This window comes from Roseomonas sp. WA12 (genome assembly GCF_054165765.1).
Genome location: NZ_CM135108.1, coordinates 890,868 through 909,522 on the forward strand (window position 1 = coordinate 890,868; position 18,655 = coordinate 909,522).

Here is an 18,655-nt window from a genome sequence, read left to right on the forward strand (position 1 = left end):
TCGGCGGCGAATGGTTCTGGCTACGCCCGCGCTCCTGCTGGCGCATTGCGGCGCGCCGCCGCCACCGCCTCCGCCCGTGCTCAACCTCACCATCAAAGGGGGCGCGGACCAGAACCCGGACACGACCGGGCGCGCGGTGCCGGTTTCCGTCCGGCTGTTCTTCCTCGGCGGCACCGGCAAGTTCGAGGCGGCCGATGTCTTCGCCCTTACCGAGCGCGAGCGCGCGACCTTGGGAGAGGACGCGGTGGGCTCGGAAGGCGTCATCGTGCGCCCTGGGGAGAGTGTCACGATCGAGCGCGAGATGAAGCCTGCCGCGAAATTCCTCGGCGTCGCCGTGCTGTTCCGCGACATAGATGGCGCGAAGTGGCGGGTGTCTCAGCCCATTGCGCCCAGCGGGCCCACGAAGTTGCTCCTCACCACCGCCGGCAACACGGCGACGCTGGCCCCCGCATGAGCTGGACCAACCGAGTCATCTGGCACGAGGGCATGTTCCTCCGTTCCCAGCACTTCCAGCAGCAGGATCGTTGGCTGGAGACGCTGGTGCGCGAGCGCACGGCGGCGCTGCGCCCGCATGGCTGGGGCATGACCGAGATGGTCGTGAACCGCGACCTGCTGGCCACCGGCCAATTCGCCCTCGTCTCCGGCCGCGGCGTCTTCGAGGACGGGACCCCCTTCTCCATGCCCGGCGAGTCCGACCAGCCGACGCCACTCGATCTCGGGGAGAGCGTGCGCAACGCCGTCGTCTATCTCGCCCTGCCTATCCGCCAGAACGGCGCGATGGAGGTGGTCTCGGACCAGGTGCTGGAAGGCCGCCTGGCCCAGCGCGCCTTCGATGCCTACGACACGCATTCCGGCTCGCCTCAGCCCGCCGAGCTGCAGGTGGGGCGGCTCCGCATGCGCTACATGCTCGAGAGCGACAACCGCGCGGGCTACCACTGCATCGGGCTCGCCCGCGTCGTCGAGGTCGGCTCCGATCGCCGCGTGACTTTGGACGAGCGCTGGATCGCCCCCGCGCTGCTGTGCTCGGCCACGCCGCCGCTCGCGGGCCTGTTGAGTGAACTGGCCGGCATGCTGAATCAGCGCGGCGAGGCGTTGGCGGCGCGGCTGACGCAGCCCGGCGGCCGCGGAGTCGCCGATGTGTCGGACTTCCTCCTGCTGCAATCCGTCAATCGCGCGCAGAAGCTGATCAGCCACTGGGCCGAGGCGGGCGCCGTTCACCCCGCCGACCTTTACGCCGCGCTCGTGCAGATGGCCGGCGACTTCGCCACCTTCACTGAGGCGAAGCGCCGCCCCTCCAACTACCCGCCCTATCGTCACGCCGACCTGCAGCGCAGCTTCGACCCCGTCGTCGCCGACCTTCGCCGCTCGCTCTCCTCTGTCATCGAGCAGAACGCCATCCCGATCCCGCTGCAGGAGCGCCGCCACGGCGTGCGCGTGGGCCCGATCACCGATCGCGGCATCCTGCGCGCCTCCAACTTCGTGCTCACGGTGCAGGCGGACGTGCCGGCGGAGACGCTGCGCCGGCTATTCCCCTCCCAGGTGAAGATCGGCGCGGTCGAGCAGATTCGCGAACTGGTGAACGTCGCGCTGCCCGGCATCGCCGTGCGGCCGCTGCCGGTCGCGCCGCGACAGCTGCCCTTCTATGCGGGCGCAACCTATTTCGAACTCGACATAAATTCTCCCTACTGGCAGCAGATGCAGTCCTCGGGCGGCTTCGCCATCCATGTCTCGGGCGACTTCCCTAATCTCAACCTCGAACTCTGGGCCATTCGTGGCTAGGCCGGGCGGAAGGCAGCGATGAGCGACAATCCGTTCTCCGAGCCCGATGACAGCGACCGCACTGTCATCCGCCCCGCGCCGGGTGGACGGCGTCCCGCCGCCGCCACGCCCCCGCCGGCCAGCACCGCCCCCCGCCCGGCCGCGCCCTTGCGTGCGCCGCCGGTTGCCGAGGGCACGACGGACCTCGCCGTTGGCGTCAACCCGCTCGTCGCCGTCGCGGCTCCGCTGCTTCAGCTGATCTCCCGCCTCCGTAACACCGCCCAGCCCCCGGCGTCCGGCGACCTGCGCGAGCGCGCGGTGGGCCAGGTGCGTGCCTTCGAGCGGGCGGCGCAGGATGCCCAGATCCCGCTGGAGCAGCTTCGCCCCGCCCATTACGCGCTCTGCGCGACGCTGGACGACATCGTCCTCGCCACACCCTGGGGCGGCACCGGCGGCTGGGGCGAGCGCTCGCTCGTCTCGACCTTCCACCAAGAGGTGCGCAGCGGAGAACGTTTTTTCGACCTGCTGAAGCAGATGAACGAGAACCCCGGCAAGTTCCTGCCGGTGGTCGAGCTCATGTATCTCTGCATGTCGCTCGGCTTCGTCGGTCGCTACCGCCTGTCGCCGCGCGGCGCGGGCGGGATCGAGCCGATCCGCGAGGAAACCTACGCAATTATCGCCAAGCACCGGCAGGCCGCGGCGGCGGAGCTCGCGCCGCACACTGCCGGCGTCTCCGCCCCCTACCGTGCGGCAAGGATGCGGGTGCCCTTCTGGGTGGCGGGCGCTGCGGCGCTGGCGGCGATCGGCGGCATGTTCTTCTGGTTCTCCACCGGCCTGAACGCCGCATCCGACGACCTCTACGCCCGCATGCTGGCCGCACCGCCCGCGAGCATGCCGGCCATTTCGCGTTCCGCCCCGGTGCAGCCGCCGGCCCCGCCACCCCCGGCCGCCGAACCCTCCCCGCTGGACAAGCTGAAGCAGTTCCTCGCGCCCGAGATCGCCCAGGGTCTGGTGACGGTCGCGGGCACCACCGCAACCCCGATCATCCGCATCAGCAACCGCGGCATGTTCCCCTCGGGCAGCGCGACGGTACAGGCGGCCTTCCGGCCCGTGCTGGAGCGCATCGGCGCCGCATTGAAGACCGAGCCTGGCCCCGCCGAGGTGATCGGCTACACCGATAACCAGCCGATCCGCACGGTCGCCTTCCCGTCGAACTTCCAGCTATCCACGGCCCGCGCTCGTGCCGCCGCGGCAATCGTCGGCGAAGCGGTGGGCGATCCCGGGCGGCTGAAGGTGGAGGGACGGGCGGATGCGGATCCGCTCGCCCCCAACACCACCCCTGCCGGACGCGAGCAGAACCGCCGGATCGAGATCGTGCTGCACCGGACGGGAGCCTGAGGCGATGACTTTCATGCGCGGGCTGCCCTGGCGCTGGATCCTGAGTTTCGTTGGCGTCGCGCTGCTCGCCCTTATCGTCTGGTTCTTCGGTCCGCTCCTCTCGCTTCTCGAGGACTGGATTCCCCGGCTCGTCATCGTCCTGCTGATGTTCACGGCCTGGGCGGTGACCAACCTGCTGATCACCCGTCGACGGCGGAAACGGGACAATGCGCTTGCCGTCGGCATTACCGCGCCGGCCGGCGCCGCGAAGGGCCAGGAATCGGCCGAGGAGGTCGCCGCCCTCGGCGAGCGCCTCGCCGGTGCCATGGCACTGCTGCGCAAGGCCCGCGGCACGCGCGGCTACCTGTATGAGCAGCCCTGGTACGCCATCATCGGCCCGCCCGGCGCGGGCAAGACCACCGCGCTTCTGAATGCCGGGCTGAAGTTCCCACTCGCGGCCGAGATGGGGCAGGGCGCGGTGGCCGGCGTCGGCGGCACGCGCATGTGCGACTGGTGGTTCACCGAGGAGGCGGTGCTGATCGACACCGCCGGCCGCTACACCACCCAGGACTCCAACGCCGAGGTGGACCGCGCGGGATGGGAGGGGTTCCTCGGCCTCCTCAAGCGCACCCGCCCGCGCCAGCCGCTGAACGGCGTGCTGGTGGCGATTGCGATCAGCGACATCGCCCAGGCCCCGGCCGAGGAGCGCACCGCCCATGCGCGCGCCATCCGCCGCCGCATCAAGGAGCTGGAGGAGAAGCTCGGCATCCGCCTGCCGGTCTATGCCCTGCTCACCAAGGCGGACCTGCTGGCCGGCTTCACCGAGTTCTTCGACGACCTGGACCGCGAGCGCCGCGAGCAGGTCTGGGGCGCCACCTTCGCCTATGACGGCAAGGCCACCGCAGGCGCCGGCCCCGCCGAGGGCTTCGCGGCCGAACTGCGCCTGCTGGTCGATCGGCTGAACGACCGCCTTCTCGCCCGCATGCAGGCCGAGCGCAGCCCGGAGCGCCGCGCGCTGATCGCAGGCTTCCCCACCCAGGTCGCGTCCCTCGAGCAGCCGGTGATGAGCTTCCTCACGGAGGCCTTCGGCGGTTCCCGCATGGACCCGGCGCCGCTGCTGCGCGGCGTCTATCTCACCTCCGGCACGCAGGAAGGCACGCCGATCGACCGGCTGGCGGGTGCGATGGCCCGCTCCTTCGGCATCGACCAGCAGCGCGCCCCGAGCCTGCGCCCTGAGCGCGGCCGCAGCTACTTCCTGAACCGCCTTCTCACTGGAGTGATCTTCGGCGAAGCGATGCTCGTCAGCGAGCCACCGCAGGCTCGGCGGCGCCGGTTCATCCTTCGCGCCGCCTCCTTCGCCGCCCTTCTGCTCGCGGTGGTGCTGACGGGCGGCCTGCTGATGGCCGCCAGCAGTGATGGGCAGCGGCAGGTCGATGCCACGGCCAGGGCGCTCGCAGCCTATGAGACGACCGCGGCGGGGCAGACCCTGGATCCCGTCGGCGATGCCGACCTGCCGCGGCTGCTGCCGCTGCTGGACACGGCCCGCAAGCTGGCACAGGCCGAGGGCGATCCCGGCAGCCTGCCCCACTTCGGCCTTTCACAGCGTGCCAAGCTCGAGGCGGGGGCGGAGGTGGTCTATCGCCACGCCCTGAACAACGCCCTGCTGCCCCGCATGATCTGGCGGCTGGAAGCGCAGATGCGCGGCAATCTGACGCGGCCGGATTTCCTCTACGAGGCCTCCCGCGTCTATCTCATGCTCGGCAACGAGGGCCCGCTGGACCGGGCGCTGGTGCGCGAGTGGATGGCGTTGGATTGGCGCAACACCTACCCGGGCGCGTTCAACGCCCCCATTCTCGACAGCCTGCGCGGCCATCTCGACCGGTTGCTGGAGGGTCCGCTGCCGCAGGTGGCCCTCGACGGCGAGCTGGTGGCCCAGGCGCGCGCGACCTTCAGCCGGGTGCCGCTCGCCGCGCGCGTCTATTCCCGCATCAAGCCCTCCGCAGCCGCCCAGGCGCTGCCGCCCTGGCGCGCCTCCGAAGCGCTGGGTCCGGCCGGGCAGAACGTTTTCGTCCGCCCCTCCGGCCAGCCGTTGAACGCGGCCGGCGTGCCTGGCTTCTTTACCGTCAACGGCTTCCACCGCGTGTTGCTGCCCGCCCTGACGGGCGCGGTGCGGGAGGTGGCGTCGGAGAGCTGGGTTCTCGGCCGCAACGCCGAGGTGACACTCGCCGGGCCGCAGCTGCAGCAGCTGGAGCAGGCCGTGGTCGCGCTCTACGTCGCCGACTACGCAGCTGCCTGGGACGCGATGCTGCAGGACATCGACGTGGTGCCGTTGCGTAGCCTCACCCAGGCCTCGCAGGACCTCTACATCCTCTCTTCGCCGCAATCGCCGATGAAGGGCCTGCTGGACTCCATCGGCCGGCAGCTCACCCTGTCCGAGCCACCGCCGGCCGCGTCCGGCGCTGCCGGTGCCGCTGCGGACTTGGCGGCGCGCGCCCAGGCAGCCGCGGGCAGCGTGGTTGCGGGGGAGGGCGCCCGTGTCGCGGCCGTGCTGGGCGGCGCCCAGCCCGGCGCTGCCCCGACGCTGCCGCCCGGCTCCGAGATCGACCGCCGCTACCAGGCCCTGCGGGACCTCGTCGCCGGCGGGGCGGGGGCGCCGGTCAACCAAGTGCTCAAGCTACTGAACGACTTGCAGCAGCAACTCGCCAAACTCGCCGCGGCACCTATCGGCAGCGCGCCCGCTGCCACTACCACGACCGGTCCCGACCCCACCCTCGCGTTGCGAGCCGAGGCGCAGCGCCAGCCGCAGCCCATCGCCCGCTGGCTGCTCGCCATGGCCGGCAGCGGCAACGTGCTGCGCGGCGGCGGAGCGCGCCAGCAGGTCGCGGCAGCCTATAACGGCGCGGGCGGCCCGGCGGCGCTCTGCCCCGTGGCGGTGAACGGGCGCTTCCCCTTCACGCCCAGCAGCGCGCAGGAGACGCCGATCGACGATTTCGGCAAGTTGTTCGCGCCGGGCGGGCTGATCGACGGGTTCTTCAACACCCAGCTCAAGCCCTATGTGGACACCTCAGGCCCGGTCTGGCGTCCGCAGGCCGCCAACGGCGTGCCGGCGCCCGTCTCCCAGGCCGATGTCGCGCAGTTCCAGCGCGCGGCGAGCATCCGGGATTTGTTCTTCTCCGGCGGTGCCGCAGCGCCCAGCGTGCGCTTCGACATCACGCCCACCCAGCTCGACGCGGAGGCGAAGCAGGTCTCGCTCGACTTCGACGGCACGGCGGTGAGCTACGCCCACGGCCCGCCGCGCACGACGCAGATCACCTGGCCCGGCGCGACGCGAATGCAGAATGTCCGCCTCGTCTTCGAGCCGGCGCCGGCGGGCGGGACCGGGGTGCTGTCCGATAGCGGGCCCTGGGCGATGTTCCGCATGTTTAACCGGGGCACGCTGCGGCCCGCCGGCTCGCCCGAGCGCTTCACCCTGACCTATCGCCTCGGCGACCGGCAGGTGGCCTTCGATATCCGAGCCGGTTCGGTCAACAACCCCTTCGCACCGGGTCTGCTGCAGGAGTTCCGGTGCCCGCGGGTGGAGTAGCCGTGGATCCCGGCCCGCGGGCCGGGCTCTATGGCAAGCTGCCGGCGCGCGGCGACTTCGTGCGCGCCGGCCTGCCCCGCGACTTCGTCGACCCCTGGGATGACTGGCTGCAGCGCGGCATACTGGCCGCGCAGGAGATCGCTGGGGAGGCCTGGCTTGCTGCATGGCTGGAAGCGCCGATCTGGCACTTCGTCCTTCCTCCGGGGCTGCTGGGCGAGGGCGGAGTTGCCGGCGTCTGGCTGCCGAGTGTGGATTGTGCCGGCCGCTACTTCCCTCTAACGGTCGCCGCCGTCGCGCCCTTCGACTGGGCGGTGCGCCCCGCCTTGCTGCACGGCTTCCTTTCCGGGGCCGAGCAGACGGCACTCGATGCGCTCGAGCAGGATCTCGGCCCCGAGGAGGTGCTCCACCGGGCGGAGGAGGCGCTGCGCCACCGCGCCGATGACGACGTCGAGCCCGCGCACGCACCCGAGCCCGGCCTGGCTTCCTGGTGGACCGAGGGCGCTCCTCGGGTCGCGGCCCGCGCGGCATGTGGCACCCGGCTGCCCGAGGGCCGCGCCTTTGCCGGGCTTCTCCACGATGGCTGGATGACGGACGAAGGGACGCCGGGATGAGCGACGACACGCGGCGGCGAAGCCAGGCCAGGTTCTATCAATCCCGGGCCGTCACCCATCCCGGTGCGGTGCGTGCCCATAACGAGGACACCTTCGTGGATCGGCCCGATCTGGGCCTCTGGGCCGTAGCCGATGGCGCGGGCGGCCACCAGTCGGGAGAGGTGGCCTCGGCCGCCGTCGCCGAGGCCCTCAGCAACATTCCCCACGGCCTGACGGCCGCCGAGGTGCTGCAGGAGGTCCGCACCCGGCTGGAGGCCACGCACCAGGATCTGCTCGCCCAGAGCGGCCGGCGCGGGCCCGGTGTGCTGATGGCGACGACGGTGGTCGTGCTTCTCGCCCAGCAGGGCCATTTCGCCTGCCTCTGGGCCGGAGATTCGCGCGCCTATCTCCTGCGGGACGGCGTGCTGACCCAGGTCAGCCGCGACCACAGCCTGGTGGAGGACCTGCTGGAGAGCGGTGCCATCACGCCCGAGCAGGCGGCGCGACATCCGCAGGCCAATGTCATCACCCGTGCGGTCGGCGCCGATGCCGAAACGCTGGACCTCGACAAGCGTTCCGGCCCGCTCCACCCCGGAGACTGCTTCCTGCTGTGCAGCGACGGCCTGTGCAAATGCCTGGACGATGCCCGAATGGCCGAGCTTCTCGACGGCGATGCCGCCGGGAGTGCCGATCGCCTGATCGCGGCCGCGCTGCAGGCCCGGGCCACCGACAACGTCACCGCGGTGACCGTGCAGGTGCTGCCCGCCGGGCCCTAACCGATCAGTACGGTGGGCATGCCCAGGATCACGGTACCGCCATGGGCGCAGAGGCTGCCCATTTGCGCCGCCGGCTGCTTGCCGATCAGCACCGTGAAGGATCCCAGGACGATGCTGTCCGGCGGGCCCACACAGGTCACCATATCCCCCACCCGCGCTGCCGGCAGGCCGCCGATCAGCACCGTCGGGCATCCCGGGCCGGTAATGGGGCCGCCGACATGGGGCACCAGGACCGTAAGCATCGGGCAAACATGCATGTCGGTGAGGCGTGCGGCGGGCTTGCCCATCAGCCTGGCTCCGGCTCCATCCGCCCGGCACCGCCGCGGCTGACCTCATGCGCCGATTGCAGAAAACGCGCGAGCCGCGCCGGCCGGCGGGCGGCGTCTCCCCGCAATGCGGACAGCGCGACGCTTCCGGCCGCCGCCAGACCGCGGAAATGCGGTTGCGGCGGCACCTTGGGCGCCTCGGGCGGGGACATGGAATCCCCACTCCAGAAGGCGGCGACCGCGGCCCATGATTCGGGGCTGGAGAAGCCCAGGCCTTCGGCCAAAGCCATGGCCGCGCGGCGCTGAGCGTCCGTCTGACGGCGGACCCATTCCTCGGCCGCGTCGCAGGCCGCGGCCTCCTCGGCAGGATTGGCGCCGAAGGCGGCGGTGTGGCGCGCGCACATGCAGGCCCACCAAACGGCCTCGCGCGCCGGAAGGGCGTGCGCGACCAGCCGCGTCGCCTCGTCCAGCAGCCCGGCGACTTCAAGACGGGAAAGCGCCTGCACCACATCGGGGCAGCCATTCAGGGCGCCCTGTCCGCGCTCATCGAGCGAGAGATGAGGCAGGATGGCGGCGAGGTCGCCGGTGAACTTGACGGGGGCGTCGGGGGAAGGGGGCATCGTCTGGCCTAATTGATCATGGTGATGCCGCCCTTCAGGGTCAGCATCGCCGTTCCGTCCGCCTTCAGCATCAACCCCTTCACCTCGGTGCTGAGCGTCCCGTCCAACTTCACCGTCATCCCCTTCAGCTCGAGCCCTTCAGGGCCCAGCGTGAGCGTGCTCTGCCCGACCTTCAGCGTGATCGACTTCAACGCCTCGAGCGAGATCGTCCCCAGATCGGCCTTGAGGGAGATGTCGCCGATCTTCGTGCGGGTGGAGTGGTCGCCCATATCCAGCACCACCGAGAGATTCCCGGTGGATAGCTTTGTGGTTTGATTGCCGGTCTTGAGAAGGACGGACTGGTTCCCTGTCTCGATCTCCAGGGCATGGTTGCCTTTGGTGATGTTGGTGGCCTGGTTGCCGGTCTCGACCACCACCGTCCGGTTCCCCTGCTTGACCGTCAGCGCCTCATGCCCCTCGGTCACCTCATGGGTGCGGTCGCCCTTCACCGTCACGGTTTCCTTGCCCAGCACCTTGGCGGTGCGGTCATGGTCCACCGTGTGAGTCTCGTCGTTCTCGACCTCGGTCTTCAGATCCTTCTGGGCATGGAGGAACACCACCTCCTTGCCCTTGCTGTCATCGAAGGAGAACTCGTTGAAGTCGTCGGTCCCGCCCTTCAGGGAGGAGCGGCTGCGGAAGCCTGTCTTCGTCTTCTCGGCCTCGGGGAAGATCGGGCTGTCCTTGCCGTTGTAGAAGCCGCCCACGACCACCGGCCGGTCCGGATCGGCATCCATGAAGGCGATCGCGACCTCGGTGCCCGCGCGCGGGATGAACTGCCCGCCCCAGCCGTTCCCGGCCCAGGGCTGCACCACGCGCACGAAGGGGCTGTTGTCGGCCGTCGCGGTCTTCCGCCAGTCCCAGAAGAAGCGGATCTTGATACGGCCCTGCGCGTCGGTGTGGATCTCCTCCCCCGCGGGCGCAAGCACGATGGCGGTGTGCAACCCCTCCATGCGCGGCCGCGCGGTGGTCACGGGTTGGCGCCAGGGCACATGGTAGGGGAAGGCTGTGAAGCGATTGTCGTAACGCTCGCCCGCGGCGCTCTCGGTGCGCCCGAAGGGCTGCGAGGCATCGTGCTGCACCTGCTTGACGACATAGGGGTCGGCACCGCCGGAGGCATGCTCCACCGTGAAGCGCCCGCCCGGGAACAGCCCGCCGAAGCGGGTACCGCCTTGCACGACCGAGACCTCGGCCTCTGCAGCCTGCATCCGCAGCTTCGCCCGCGCCGCGACCTCGGTTGTGGAGCCGGTGAGCGCAGGCCAGTGGAAAACCGGACGCTTGGACTCGCGGGGGTGGCCGAGGAGGGAGGCCTGCTTCGTCTGTAGTCTCTTCTCCGGCGCGTCGGGGTCGTAGTCGCTCAGGGTGATCGCGCCATGGGTGACTGAGACGGGCAGTTCCCAGCCGGTGATGGCGTCGCCGGTCTCGCCCGCGCCGAGCGCCCGGTCGGTGCGCAGCGCCACGTTCGGCCGGGTGAGAAACCCGGCATTCCCGTTGGTGATGATCATCGTGTGATCGTCGGCCGAGTGGTCGAAGAAGTAGAACCAGCCCTCCTCCTCCATCAGTCGGGTCACGAAGTGCAGCGCAGTCTCGTTGAACTGCGCCGTGGCCTCGCGCCGGGCGACCGCGCCGAACAGCTTGAACGTCACCGTGTCGATGCCGCAATCGGCCAGCACGGTCCGGATGATGTCATCCGCACCCTGGTCGAAGAACATCCGGCAGTCCTCGCTCAGACCGGCTGAGACCAGCCGCGGCTGGAGCACCAGCCGGTAGCGATACCCGAGTGCAATCTCCGGACCGAACGCGGTGCACTCGGCCACGATGCCGTGGAAATGGCGCGTGTCATCCTCGTTCAGGCGCAACGCGACGCAGGCCGGCTTGTCGAGCATGTCCGCCGGGCTGATCGCCTCCTCCGCTTCGGCTACCACGTCGAAGCGGAAGGGCTCACTGATTCCCTCCGTCCCCGTCAGCCGGTGCGGTCGCAGCACGTCCGGACCTGCCGGGCTTGTCAGGGTGAGAAGCCGCCTCTCGCCCGGCATCAGTGGGCGCCCTTGCAGGAATGGCCACGGGGCGCAGCCGGCAGCCAAGACCCGCATGGGGCCGGTGCGCCCTCTCGCCAAGCTGCCTCGGGATAGAAGGGGGACCGGGGACGCCCGCATTCCGGGGCGGCATGGACGCTCATTGCGGCACGATGCCCAGGCTGCGCAGCAGGGGCAAGCGCGTGTCGATGGCGCGGGTGACCAGCTCGCGCACCTCCCGCTGTCCGGCCTCGTCCATCCCGGCCGAAAGCCTCGTTGCCCAGCTCTCCGCCGCGTCCTCCCGCTCCCCCGCGAGTAGCCGCGCCGCGATGAACTGAATGAGCTTCGGCGAGATGAACCCGGTGCCGAGTACCGAGCAGGCCAGCGCCGCGCTGCCGCGGTGCCCGACCAGGCTCCGCACCCGCCCGCCCAGGTGGCGGTTCAGCCGGTCCGCGGAAGAGGCCTGTGAGGCGACCGTGGCCGCGCCGATGCCGGCCTGGCCGCTGCCGACGAGGACGGCCACGATCTCGGCCGGGTTGCTGACGCCGGGATGCCGGGCCATCAGCGCGCCGACGGTAGTGGGGCCTTGCATCACCTCCGCCATCAGCGTCTTGAGCGCATCGCCGACCTCGGCGTTCCCCGCCGGCACGGCCAGGGAAGTCTGCAACTCCTGGGGCGAGACGAGGGGCAGCAGGGTCATGGCCGAGAGCCGCTCGTCCCGCTCCCCAGCCTGCAGGCGCCGTGCGCCGCGAACATAGACGTCGTGCCGGAACTGGCGGGGCATGCAGGTGTCCATCACCAGCTCCCGCATCACCGGGTCCTCGTAGCGGGCGTAGAGGGCCTGCTGCGCCTCGCTCAGCATCAGCGCGGGAAAGCTTTCCAGCGGGTTGGCTGTCCCCACCCAGTCGAGCTTCGCCCCGGCCATCGCCGCCGCCACATCGGCGTGGAAGGCGGGCGCCCAGTGCTCGTTCATGTACTCATGCGTCAGGTATTCCGGCGCCAAGTCCTTCGTCGCGGGCAGGAGCTGCTGCACCATCGGGCTGATCCGCAGGTAGTGGGCCTCGGCCTCGTTCAGCTCGCGGGCCAGACCCAGACCGGCCTGCACCGCGGCATCGCTGCGCCGTGCGCTCCGCCGGCCGGCCTCGAGCACGAGCCGCTGCATGCCCAGCGCGCCCTGCCAGGCCGGCAGGGCGTTGTAGCTGACATGGACAATGCCGCCCGGGCCCACCTTCTCGGCCAGCAGCCGCACGATGCCCGCCCGTACCTCAGGCCCGACCCAGGTCCACACCCCGTGCAGGCTGGTGAAGTCCGCGTCGGGAATGGCACGCGCGGCCTCGCTACCGGCCAGCTGCGCCAGATCGGCCTCGATGAAGCGGATGTTCGTGATGCCCGCGGCGGCAGCCATGGCGCGCGCGCCGGCAATATGGGCGGGGTTGTAGTCCACCCCCGTCACATCCCAGGCCGGATTGGCGGCGGCGAGGAGAAGTGCGCCAATCCCGTGACCGCAGCCGAGCTCGAGATAGCGCACCGGCTCGTCCGCGCCCGGCAGATCTGCCGAGATACCACGCAGGATGCAGGCCAGCACGAGCTGGGCCGGCGACTGATGGGGATAGAAGCCCTCGATATACTCAAGGTCGGTGACGTAGCCGCCGCCCCAGTTGCTGCCCGACGTCACGCTTCTACTCCATACGCTGTGTTCATGACGCCCCGCTCGCTCAGGCCGTAACCGCTGGCTGGGTCTCGACGATCTCTGCCTCGAAGACCGCATCCGCCGCATGCACGCGCCGCCGTTCTCCTTGCGCAACCGGCAGCCAGGTGTTCCAGCCCAAGCGCGGCACGGCACCCGCGCCGCCGCCGGCCACCATCGGCGGCACCGCGTCCCGCTCCAGGATGAGGTTCACGGCGAAGCCGACTTCGAAACCCACGAAGGCCCGCACAAGGGAAACCAGCCGGCGCAGCTCCGGACCGTCCGGCAGCAGGCGCTCGAAGCTCGCCAGGTCTAGCGGGCCGATCTGCAACACGATGCGCGCCTGCTGGTCCCAGGCCCGGATGCCGATCGCTGCATCCTCGCCCAGGCGATGGAAGGCGCCGGGGGAGAGGCCGACGGGAAGACGCGACCGCTGGTCCACCGGAAGGGCCAGCCAGGCGCCCGCAAATTGCCGCACCAGGACCGGCCGCTCCAGCCAGTCCGAAATCATCGCCTCCAACCGCTCGGCCGAGCGCGGACGGGCGGAGAAAAGGCCGGCATAGTGCTGCAGCGGCGCGTTGCCGGTGGGCAGCCGCTCGGCGAAGCCGGTCATGCCGTAGCCGGTCAGCGCCAGCAGCGCGGCGCCGACAGGCCCGCCATCGGCCGCCGAGGGACCCGGGGACAGCACATTCGTATCGGCCGCGCGCTGGGGCCGGTACTTGGCCCCCGCCCGCGCGAAGCCCGCGACCATCCGGTGCGCCAGCATGTCGAGGAAGCTACCGAGCGCCCGGGAGCGGTTTCGCTGAGCCGCCAATACCGCGTCCGAGTAGTGGCGCGGCAGCACGCCGCTCGGCCCCGTCAGCCCGATCAGCCCGACCGAAAGGGCGGGCGGCGCGGCCTCGCGCGGGTCGCCGACGCCCGTCACCTCGCTGCCGGGATAGGCGGCGCCCGTGGGCGTGGCAAAGCGCGCGGCATCGGCCGGGTTGGCCTCCCGCCGCGCGAAGCCGAGCACGCGCACCGCCGCGTCGAAGGTGAAGCGGCGCGGATCGGCGAGCAGCCGGGCGAGCGGGCTGCGACGGTTTCGCGGAGGAGAGGAGGCCGCGCTCACAGCAGCACGTGCCGCCCCGCGCGCGCCGGCCAGGCCGCGGCAACCCCCGGCCGCCCGCGCAGCACCGCCTTGGTGCGCACAAAGGAGTTCACCGTGGTGTGCAGGGCGAGGAAGCGGTCGAGCACCGAGGCGAGGACATAGAGGCCGCCCGTGGTCCAGAGCTGGTCGTCGAAGGTCAGCGTCACGTCCAGCCCGCGGCAGAAACCGCCGTGGCGCGCCCCCGGGACGCGCGCGGTGCCCGGAGCGGAGGTGACGTCGAGCAGGGCGCGGATCGAGGCGCGCGTATCCGAGGTGTCCCGCCCGTCATAGAGGCGCAGCACCTCGGCCAGCGTCTTAGCCGCCTCCGGCCCGCCGACGACACTGAGATGGCCGAGCGAGAGATGCGAGATCAGCCGCCACGCGCCGTGCTCGTGCAGAGGCATCCGCATCGTGCTGGTGGGCGCGGTGAGGCAAGTGATGCCGGTGACCACGGCCGCCCCCTCGACCAGGCGCAGGCTGGGCCGCCCTCCGCCGAAGGGAAGGGCCGCTGGCAGGTCGCGGTTGCAGCAGAGCGCATCGACCGAGAGCACGACATCGCCCTCCCGCTCCGGGTCGAAGGCGGGATCATGGGGCAGGAGGAACACCTCGCTGCCGCGCCCGCGCCCGGCCCCCATTCGCCGCGCCGTGCCGTAGGACCCGCCCGGCTCCCCCTCCGCATCCTCGTTCCCGCCGGACCGCTCGCGGGTGAGGCGGTAGAACGGCTCCCAGCGCCGGTAGCCGCCGCCCGGCCGCCCCTCGCGCACCCGCTCGACAGACCAGACCTCGAGCGCCGCCGGGCGCCGGGCATCCGGCACGATCCGGTACTCGATCGAGGTGCCGTCCAGCGCGATCGGCTCGCAGCGCTGCGGGAAGAGGTTGACCATCGGCGTGCAGCCGAGCGCGAGGCTTCCGGCATCCACCGAGCGCTCCAGTTCCGGCGGCAGGCGGTCGAGATAGACGAAGATGTCCATCCGGTTGCCCGCCGAGAGCAGCGTCTTGGCATCGAGCCTGATGATGTCGACGAAGAGGAATTTCTCGCGCGCCGCGAAGTACTCGCTCAGCAGCCGGAAGCCGGAGAAGGAACGTGCCGGCCAGGGCAGCAGCGCCTCCTCCGGCGCGAAGCCGACGGCCTGGAGCACGCTGGGCGGCAGGATCACGGGATTCGGGTCCGCCGGCCCGTCCGCCACGGCCACCGAGATGCCATGCGCCAGGATCAGCTCCATCAGCTGCGCCCCGTTCTCCCCTCGCAGGAAGAAGCGCAGCTGATCGACACCGAGCTGTGAGAAGGTCATCCCCGGAGCCGCGCAGCGCAGGCTGATTCGCAGCACGCCCGAGGCCTGGGGCGCGGTCGGGTTCGGCGGTGCCGGCAAAGGCATGCCCGAGAGGCGCACCGCATCGATCTCAACCGGCCAGAGCGTCACGTCATAGGCGGTGCGGAACAGGCACGGCTCGCCCCGCACCGGCTCCGTCTCGATGGCGAGCCCTGCGGGAAGCTTCGCCGAACCCGGCAGCGCCGGATCTGCCGAGAAGCCGACAATTGCCGAGGACGGCATGGGCGCGAGGTAGTGCGGATACAGCACCGAGAGCAGCGCGTCCGTCAGCTCCGGGAATTCGTCGTCCAGCCGGTGCTGCACGCGGGCGCCAAGGAACGCCACCCCCTCCAGCAGCCGCGCCACATGCGGGTCGTCGATCGCGTCCCGGCTCAGCCGCAGCCGTCCGGCGATCTTGGGATAGGTTTCGGCGAATTCGGCAGCAAGCCGCCGCAACGCGTCCAGCTCTCGGTTGTAATAGGGCAGCAGCGCGTCGGACACGGCGCCTAGCCCTCGGGCGCGAGGACGGTGAAATCCGTCGTGTTCGCGTCGAGCAAGGTCTGGAAGGAGATCGCCTCCGGCGCTGGCTCCGCATGCAGCAGCGCGTCGATGCGCAGCCGAAGGGTCGCCGAAAGCTCCTCGGCCGGGCCGGAGAGGGTAACGGAGACGCTGGCGAAGCGCGGCTCGAAGCGCCGGATGCACAGCTCCACCTCGCGCCGCAGCGCTTCCCGCCGGCGGACATCATTGAAGGCACCACCGGCGAAGTCCGGCAGGCCCCATCCGATCGGCGACTGCTCGAGCTGTGTCAGCGCCGGGTCCCAGCTCCGCCAGCGGCGCCGCGTGTTCAGCATCGCCTCCAGATCGGCCCGCACGCTGGTGCGCAGTGCGGCCAGCGCGGCCGAGGCGCTCATCGGTGGGTCCTCATTCCGATCGGGCTCGGCGTCGATCAGCCGGTCGAGCAGCGGAAGCTGCGCCCGGCCTCGCTCCCCGCGCCAGGTGCCATCTAGCGCGTCACTATGATGGTCTTCGCTCATGCGGTTCCTTCGAAGATCAGCGCGCCCAGCTCCATAAGCGTCATCGGGTCTTCGCCCACCAGGAGCGTGACCGCGCCCATGCCGCGCACCGGCGCACCTTCTCCCGCCTGGTGCCAGTCGGTGGCCCGGCCGAGGCGAAGCGCGTCCGTCAGGGCGGGATCGGCTGCATCCACCGGGTACAGCGCGGGCAGGTACACCTCACCATCCGGCCCGTTCGAGACCTGCATGCTGGCACGGCGCCAATACAGGTCTCGCGGCCGCTTGGGCGGATGGAACTCGATCGAGAGCACCGTCTCGGGCGCCACCCAGAAATACTTGCCGGTGGTCGTGATGACCTCGAAGCAGGTGGAAAGCAGGTCATCGGCGTCGCGCAGATCGTCGAAGTGCTGGCCGGCCGAGGTGCCCGCAGGGTGAACTCGTTCCGCCTCGGCCTGCGCAGCCAGCCGCCCCGCCTCGGCCAGGTCACCCTCGCGCTGGGCGGTGAGCGCCGCCAATGCCGAGCGCTGCGCCGGGGTGGGATCAGCGAGGAATTCCGGCACCCGGCCGTCGCGGAACACCTGCCTCCGCGCCTGCTCGCCGCGGATGATCTGGCGGAACTCCGCGATCACCACGCCCAGCATGGGGTCGAGGTCGCCGGAGGCATCCAGCATGACATCCGCCCGCTCGAGATTACCCGAGAAGACCAGCAGCTCCGCCAGCAGGATGCGCGCCCCTACATCGGTTGCCGATTTCCGCACGGCGGCATTGGCGGCCGCGATGGCCTCGGAGAGATGGCCGGCACGGAAAAGGTTCCCCGCATCCTGCCCCCCCGTCTGCGTCCCGGTGGTCGACGACATGGCTATCCCCCTCTGCGGCGCTCTGGTGGCACGGGCGCCCGGCACTGTCTCACCCTTCGATGTCCCGCGCTACGGCTGCGCATCAGCGCCCGCTACCCGCTGTCAGCTCGGTCACCAAGCTGAAGGAGGTGGCGACGTCGTCCAGCTGGTAATGCGGCTGCAGTCGGACGACGCAGCTGAACACTCCGGGGTGCCCGGGGCGATCGCGGATCTGCACCTCGCCCGCCACGAGCGGGAAGCGCGCGCGGGATTCGCCGGTGCTGGAGATGTTGGAGTTGACGTAGCTCTGCAGCCAGATGGACAGGCGCCGCTCGATCGCATCCGCGGTCTGGAAGGAGCCGACCATGTCGCGCCCCATGACCTTCAGGTAATGCGCGAAGCGCGAGGCGCAGAGGATGGAGTTGATCTGCGAGGACAGGCGCGCATTGGCGTCCGCCGCTGCGGCATTGGTACCCATATGCGTCGTCGGCATTTGCAGGCTGCGTACGGCGCTGAACACCATCTCCGCGCTATAGGGCAGGGCGGAGATGGGCATCAGCCCTGCTTCAACCAGCGCGCGCTCCTGCCGCTCTCCCAACCGAAGCTCGAGGGCGGTGCGCGGCCAAACGAGCGGTGGGCCGCTGGCGAAGGGCTCGGGCGCGACATCGGTGATCAGCCCGCCACCTACACGGTCGGTCTCCACGCCGCGGATGTCGGCCGGCCAGGCATAGTTGGAATAGGCACGCAGCGCACAGGCCGCGAAGGCGTAGCCGGCGCCCATCCAGCAGCGGCTGCGGGCATCCGGCGCGTACTCGCGGTAGCGAAAGCCGTCCGTGCGCGCGGGGTCGTCGGTCCAGGGATGCCGGGCGAGAAGGCGCGGCAGGGCGACCGCGATGAAGCGCATGTCCGGGCGCGAGGACAGGCCGCGCCAGCGCGAATGCAACGGCCCACGCAGCGGCGCCGTGACGTCCTGCACCGTGTCGAGCTGCGCGAAGTCGTCCACCTCCAGCACGGATGGGTGCAGGGACAGCACGACCGGGCAGAAGGCCGCAGCAGCGATGGAGGAGAGCTGCATGATCGCGCCAACGTCGTCCGTCGGCGCCTGCGGGCCTGGGCGGTGGCGCACGGCGTGGTCGATCACCAGCATGCCGAAGGGCTCGCCGCCGGCGATGCCGAACTCGTCCTCGTAGATGCGGCGAAACAGGCTGCTCTGGTCGAACTCGAGCGCGCGCTCCAGGTCCCGGCAGATCTCGGCCCAGCTGATGGTGAGCAGGCGCACCTTCACTCGCCGCCCGGGCTCCACACCGCGAAGCATCCAGGCCAGGCCACGCCAGCGCCCCTCCAGCGCCTGCAGCCGCTCCGTGTGCAAGACGGCGTCGAGTTGCTCGCCGATCAGCGCATCGATGGCGGCGATGTCGCGATCCAGCGCAACGCGCATCGCCTCGGCGCCACGTGCGACGAGCAGGTCAGCGGCCTCGCCGAACCACTCCCGCAGTCTCTGGCCAGCCGTGCCGCCGCCATGGGCGAAGTCGGCGAGCCGTGCCGCGGCGATCGCATGCTTTGCGCCAAAGAACTGCCCAGAGAGCACAGAATCGCGAAGCGGAGCCGCGACCGGCTCCGCTTCATTCATCACCGGGGCAGGGGACGGGCTATCGTCCACGG

General features: G+C 70.7%; 15 protein-coding genes. 6 read left to right on the plus strand and 9 right to left on the minus strand.

The features are described from left to right. Positions 1-10 precede the first annotated feature (10 nt). Genes tssJ through ACVBD7_RS04375 form a run of 6 tightly spaced genes read left to right on the plus strand, consistent with a single transcriptional unit; the run spans position 11 to position 8,084 of the window. Positions 11-454, plus strand: a complete 444-nt coding sequence (gene tssJ / locus ACVBD7_RS04350) for a type VI secretion system lipoprotein TssJ (protein WP_458096275.1) — start codon at positions 11-13, stop codon at positions 452-454. Then, on the plus strand, positions 451-1,779 hold the full coding sequence (gene tssK / locus ACVBD7_RS04355; RefSeq protein WP_458096276.1) for a type VI secretion system baseplate subunit TssK: 1,329 nt from the start codon (positions 451-453) through the stop codon (positions 1,777-1,779). Before tssJ ends, tssK begins: the two co-directional genes overlap by 4 nt. Before the next feature lie 18 nt (positions 1,780-1,797). After that, positions 1,798-3,156: a type VI secretion system protein TssL, long form gene (tssL, locus tag ACVBD7_RS04360; protein ID WP_458096277.1), complete on the plus strand. Its 1,359-nt coding sequence runs from the start codon at positions 1,798-1,800 to the stop codon at positions 3,154-3,156. Between the two features lie 4 nt (positions 3,157-3,160). Then, entirely contained in the window at positions 3,161-6,718 is a 3,558-nt protein-coding gene (tssM, locus tag ACVBD7_RS04365) for a type VI secretion system membrane subunit TssM (RefSeq protein ID WP_458096278.1), read from the plus strand. Positions 6,719-6,720: 2 nt separating this feature from the next. Then, the gene (gene tagF / locus ACVBD7_RS04370) at positions 6,721-7,329 is read left to right on the plus strand and encodes a type VI secretion system-associated protein TagF (RefSeq protein ID WP_458096279.1); all 609 of its coding nucleotides are present in this window, start codon (positions 6,721-6,723) and stop codon (positions 7,327-7,329) included. After that, on the plus strand, positions 7,326-8,084 hold the full coding sequence (locus ACVBD7_RS04375; protein ID WP_458096280.1) for a PP2C family protein-serine/threonine phosphatase: 759 nt from the start codon (positions 7,326-7,328) through the stop codon (positions 8,082-8,084). Before tagF ends, ACVBD7_RS04375 begins: the two co-directional genes overlap by 4 nt. Here ACVBD7_RS04375 and ACVBD7_RS04380 read toward each other — a convergent pair. The 9 genes from ACVBD7_RS04380 to tssC form a co-directional block, all read right to left on the minus strand. Further along, on the minus strand, positions 8,081-8,371 hold the full coding sequence (locus ACVBD7_RS04380) for a PAAR domain-containing protein (RefSeq protein ID WP_458096281.1): 291 nt from the start codon (positions 8,369-8,371) through the stop codon (positions 8,081-8,083). The genes ACVBD7_RS04375 and ACVBD7_RS04380 overlap by 4 nt on opposite strands. After that, the gene (locus ACVBD7_RS04385) at positions 8,371-8,970 is read right to left on the minus strand and encodes a DUF6931 family protein (RefSeq protein ID WP_458096282.1); all 600 of its coding nucleotides are present in this window, start codon (positions 8,968-8,970) and stop codon (positions 8,371-8,373) included. The genes ACVBD7_RS04380 and ACVBD7_RS04385 overlap by 1 nt, the downstream gene beginning before the upstream one ends. An 8-nt stretch (positions 8,971-8,978) precedes the next feature. Then, the gene (locus ACVBD7_RS04390; protein WP_458096283.1) at positions 8,979-10,991 is read right to left on the minus strand and encodes a type VI secretion system Vgr family protein; all 2,013 of its coding nucleotides are present in this window, start codon (positions 10,989-10,991) and stop codon (positions 8,979-8,981) included. A 190-nt stretch (positions 10,992-11,181) separates the two neighbouring features. Beyond that, the gene (locus ACVBD7_RS04395; protein WP_458096284.1) at positions 11,182-12,696 is read right to left on the minus strand and encodes a class I SAM-dependent methyltransferase; all 1,515 of its coding nucleotides are present in this window, start codon (positions 12,694-12,696) and stop codon (positions 11,182-11,184) included. A gap of 40 nt (positions 12,697-12,736) precedes the next feature. After that, positions 12,737-13,816 carry a type VI secretion system baseplate subunit TssG gene (gene tssG, locus ACVBD7_RS04400; protein WP_458096285.1) on the minus strand — a complete coding sequence of 360 codons (1,080 nt, stop codon included), beginning with the start codon at positions 13,814-13,816 and terminating at the stop codon, positions 12,737-12,739. Then, positions 13,813-15,645, minus strand: a complete 1,833-nt coding sequence (gene tssF, locus ACVBD7_RS04405; RefSeq protein ID WP_458096286.1) for a type VI secretion system baseplate subunit TssF — start codon at positions 15,643-15,645, stop codon at positions 13,813-13,815. Before tssF ends, tssG begins: the two co-directional genes overlap by 4 nt. Before the next feature lie 5 nt (positions 15,646-15,650). Next, positions 15,651-16,178 (minus strand): type VI secretion system baseplate subunit TssE, encoded by a 528-nt coding sequence (tssE, locus tag ACVBD7_RS04410; protein WP_458096287.1) that lies wholly within the window; start codon positions 16,176-16,178, stop codon positions 15,651-15,653. Continuing rightward, positions 16,175-17,014, minus strand: coding sequence for a type VI secretion system accessory protein TagJ (locus ACVBD7_RS04415; RefSeq protein WP_458096288.1), 840 nt, complete (start codon positions 17,012-17,014; stop codon positions 16,175-16,177). Before ACVBD7_RS04415 ends, tssE begins: the two co-directional genes overlap by 4 nt. A gap of 82 nt (positions 17,015-17,096) precedes the next feature. Continuing rightward, positions 17,097-18,653, minus strand: coding sequence for a type VI secretion system contractile sheath large subunit (gene tssC / locus ACVBD7_RS04420; protein WP_458096289.1), 1,557 nt, complete (start codon positions 18,651-18,653; stop codon positions 17,097-17,099). Between the last annotated feature and the right edge of the window lie 2 nt (positions 18,654-18,655).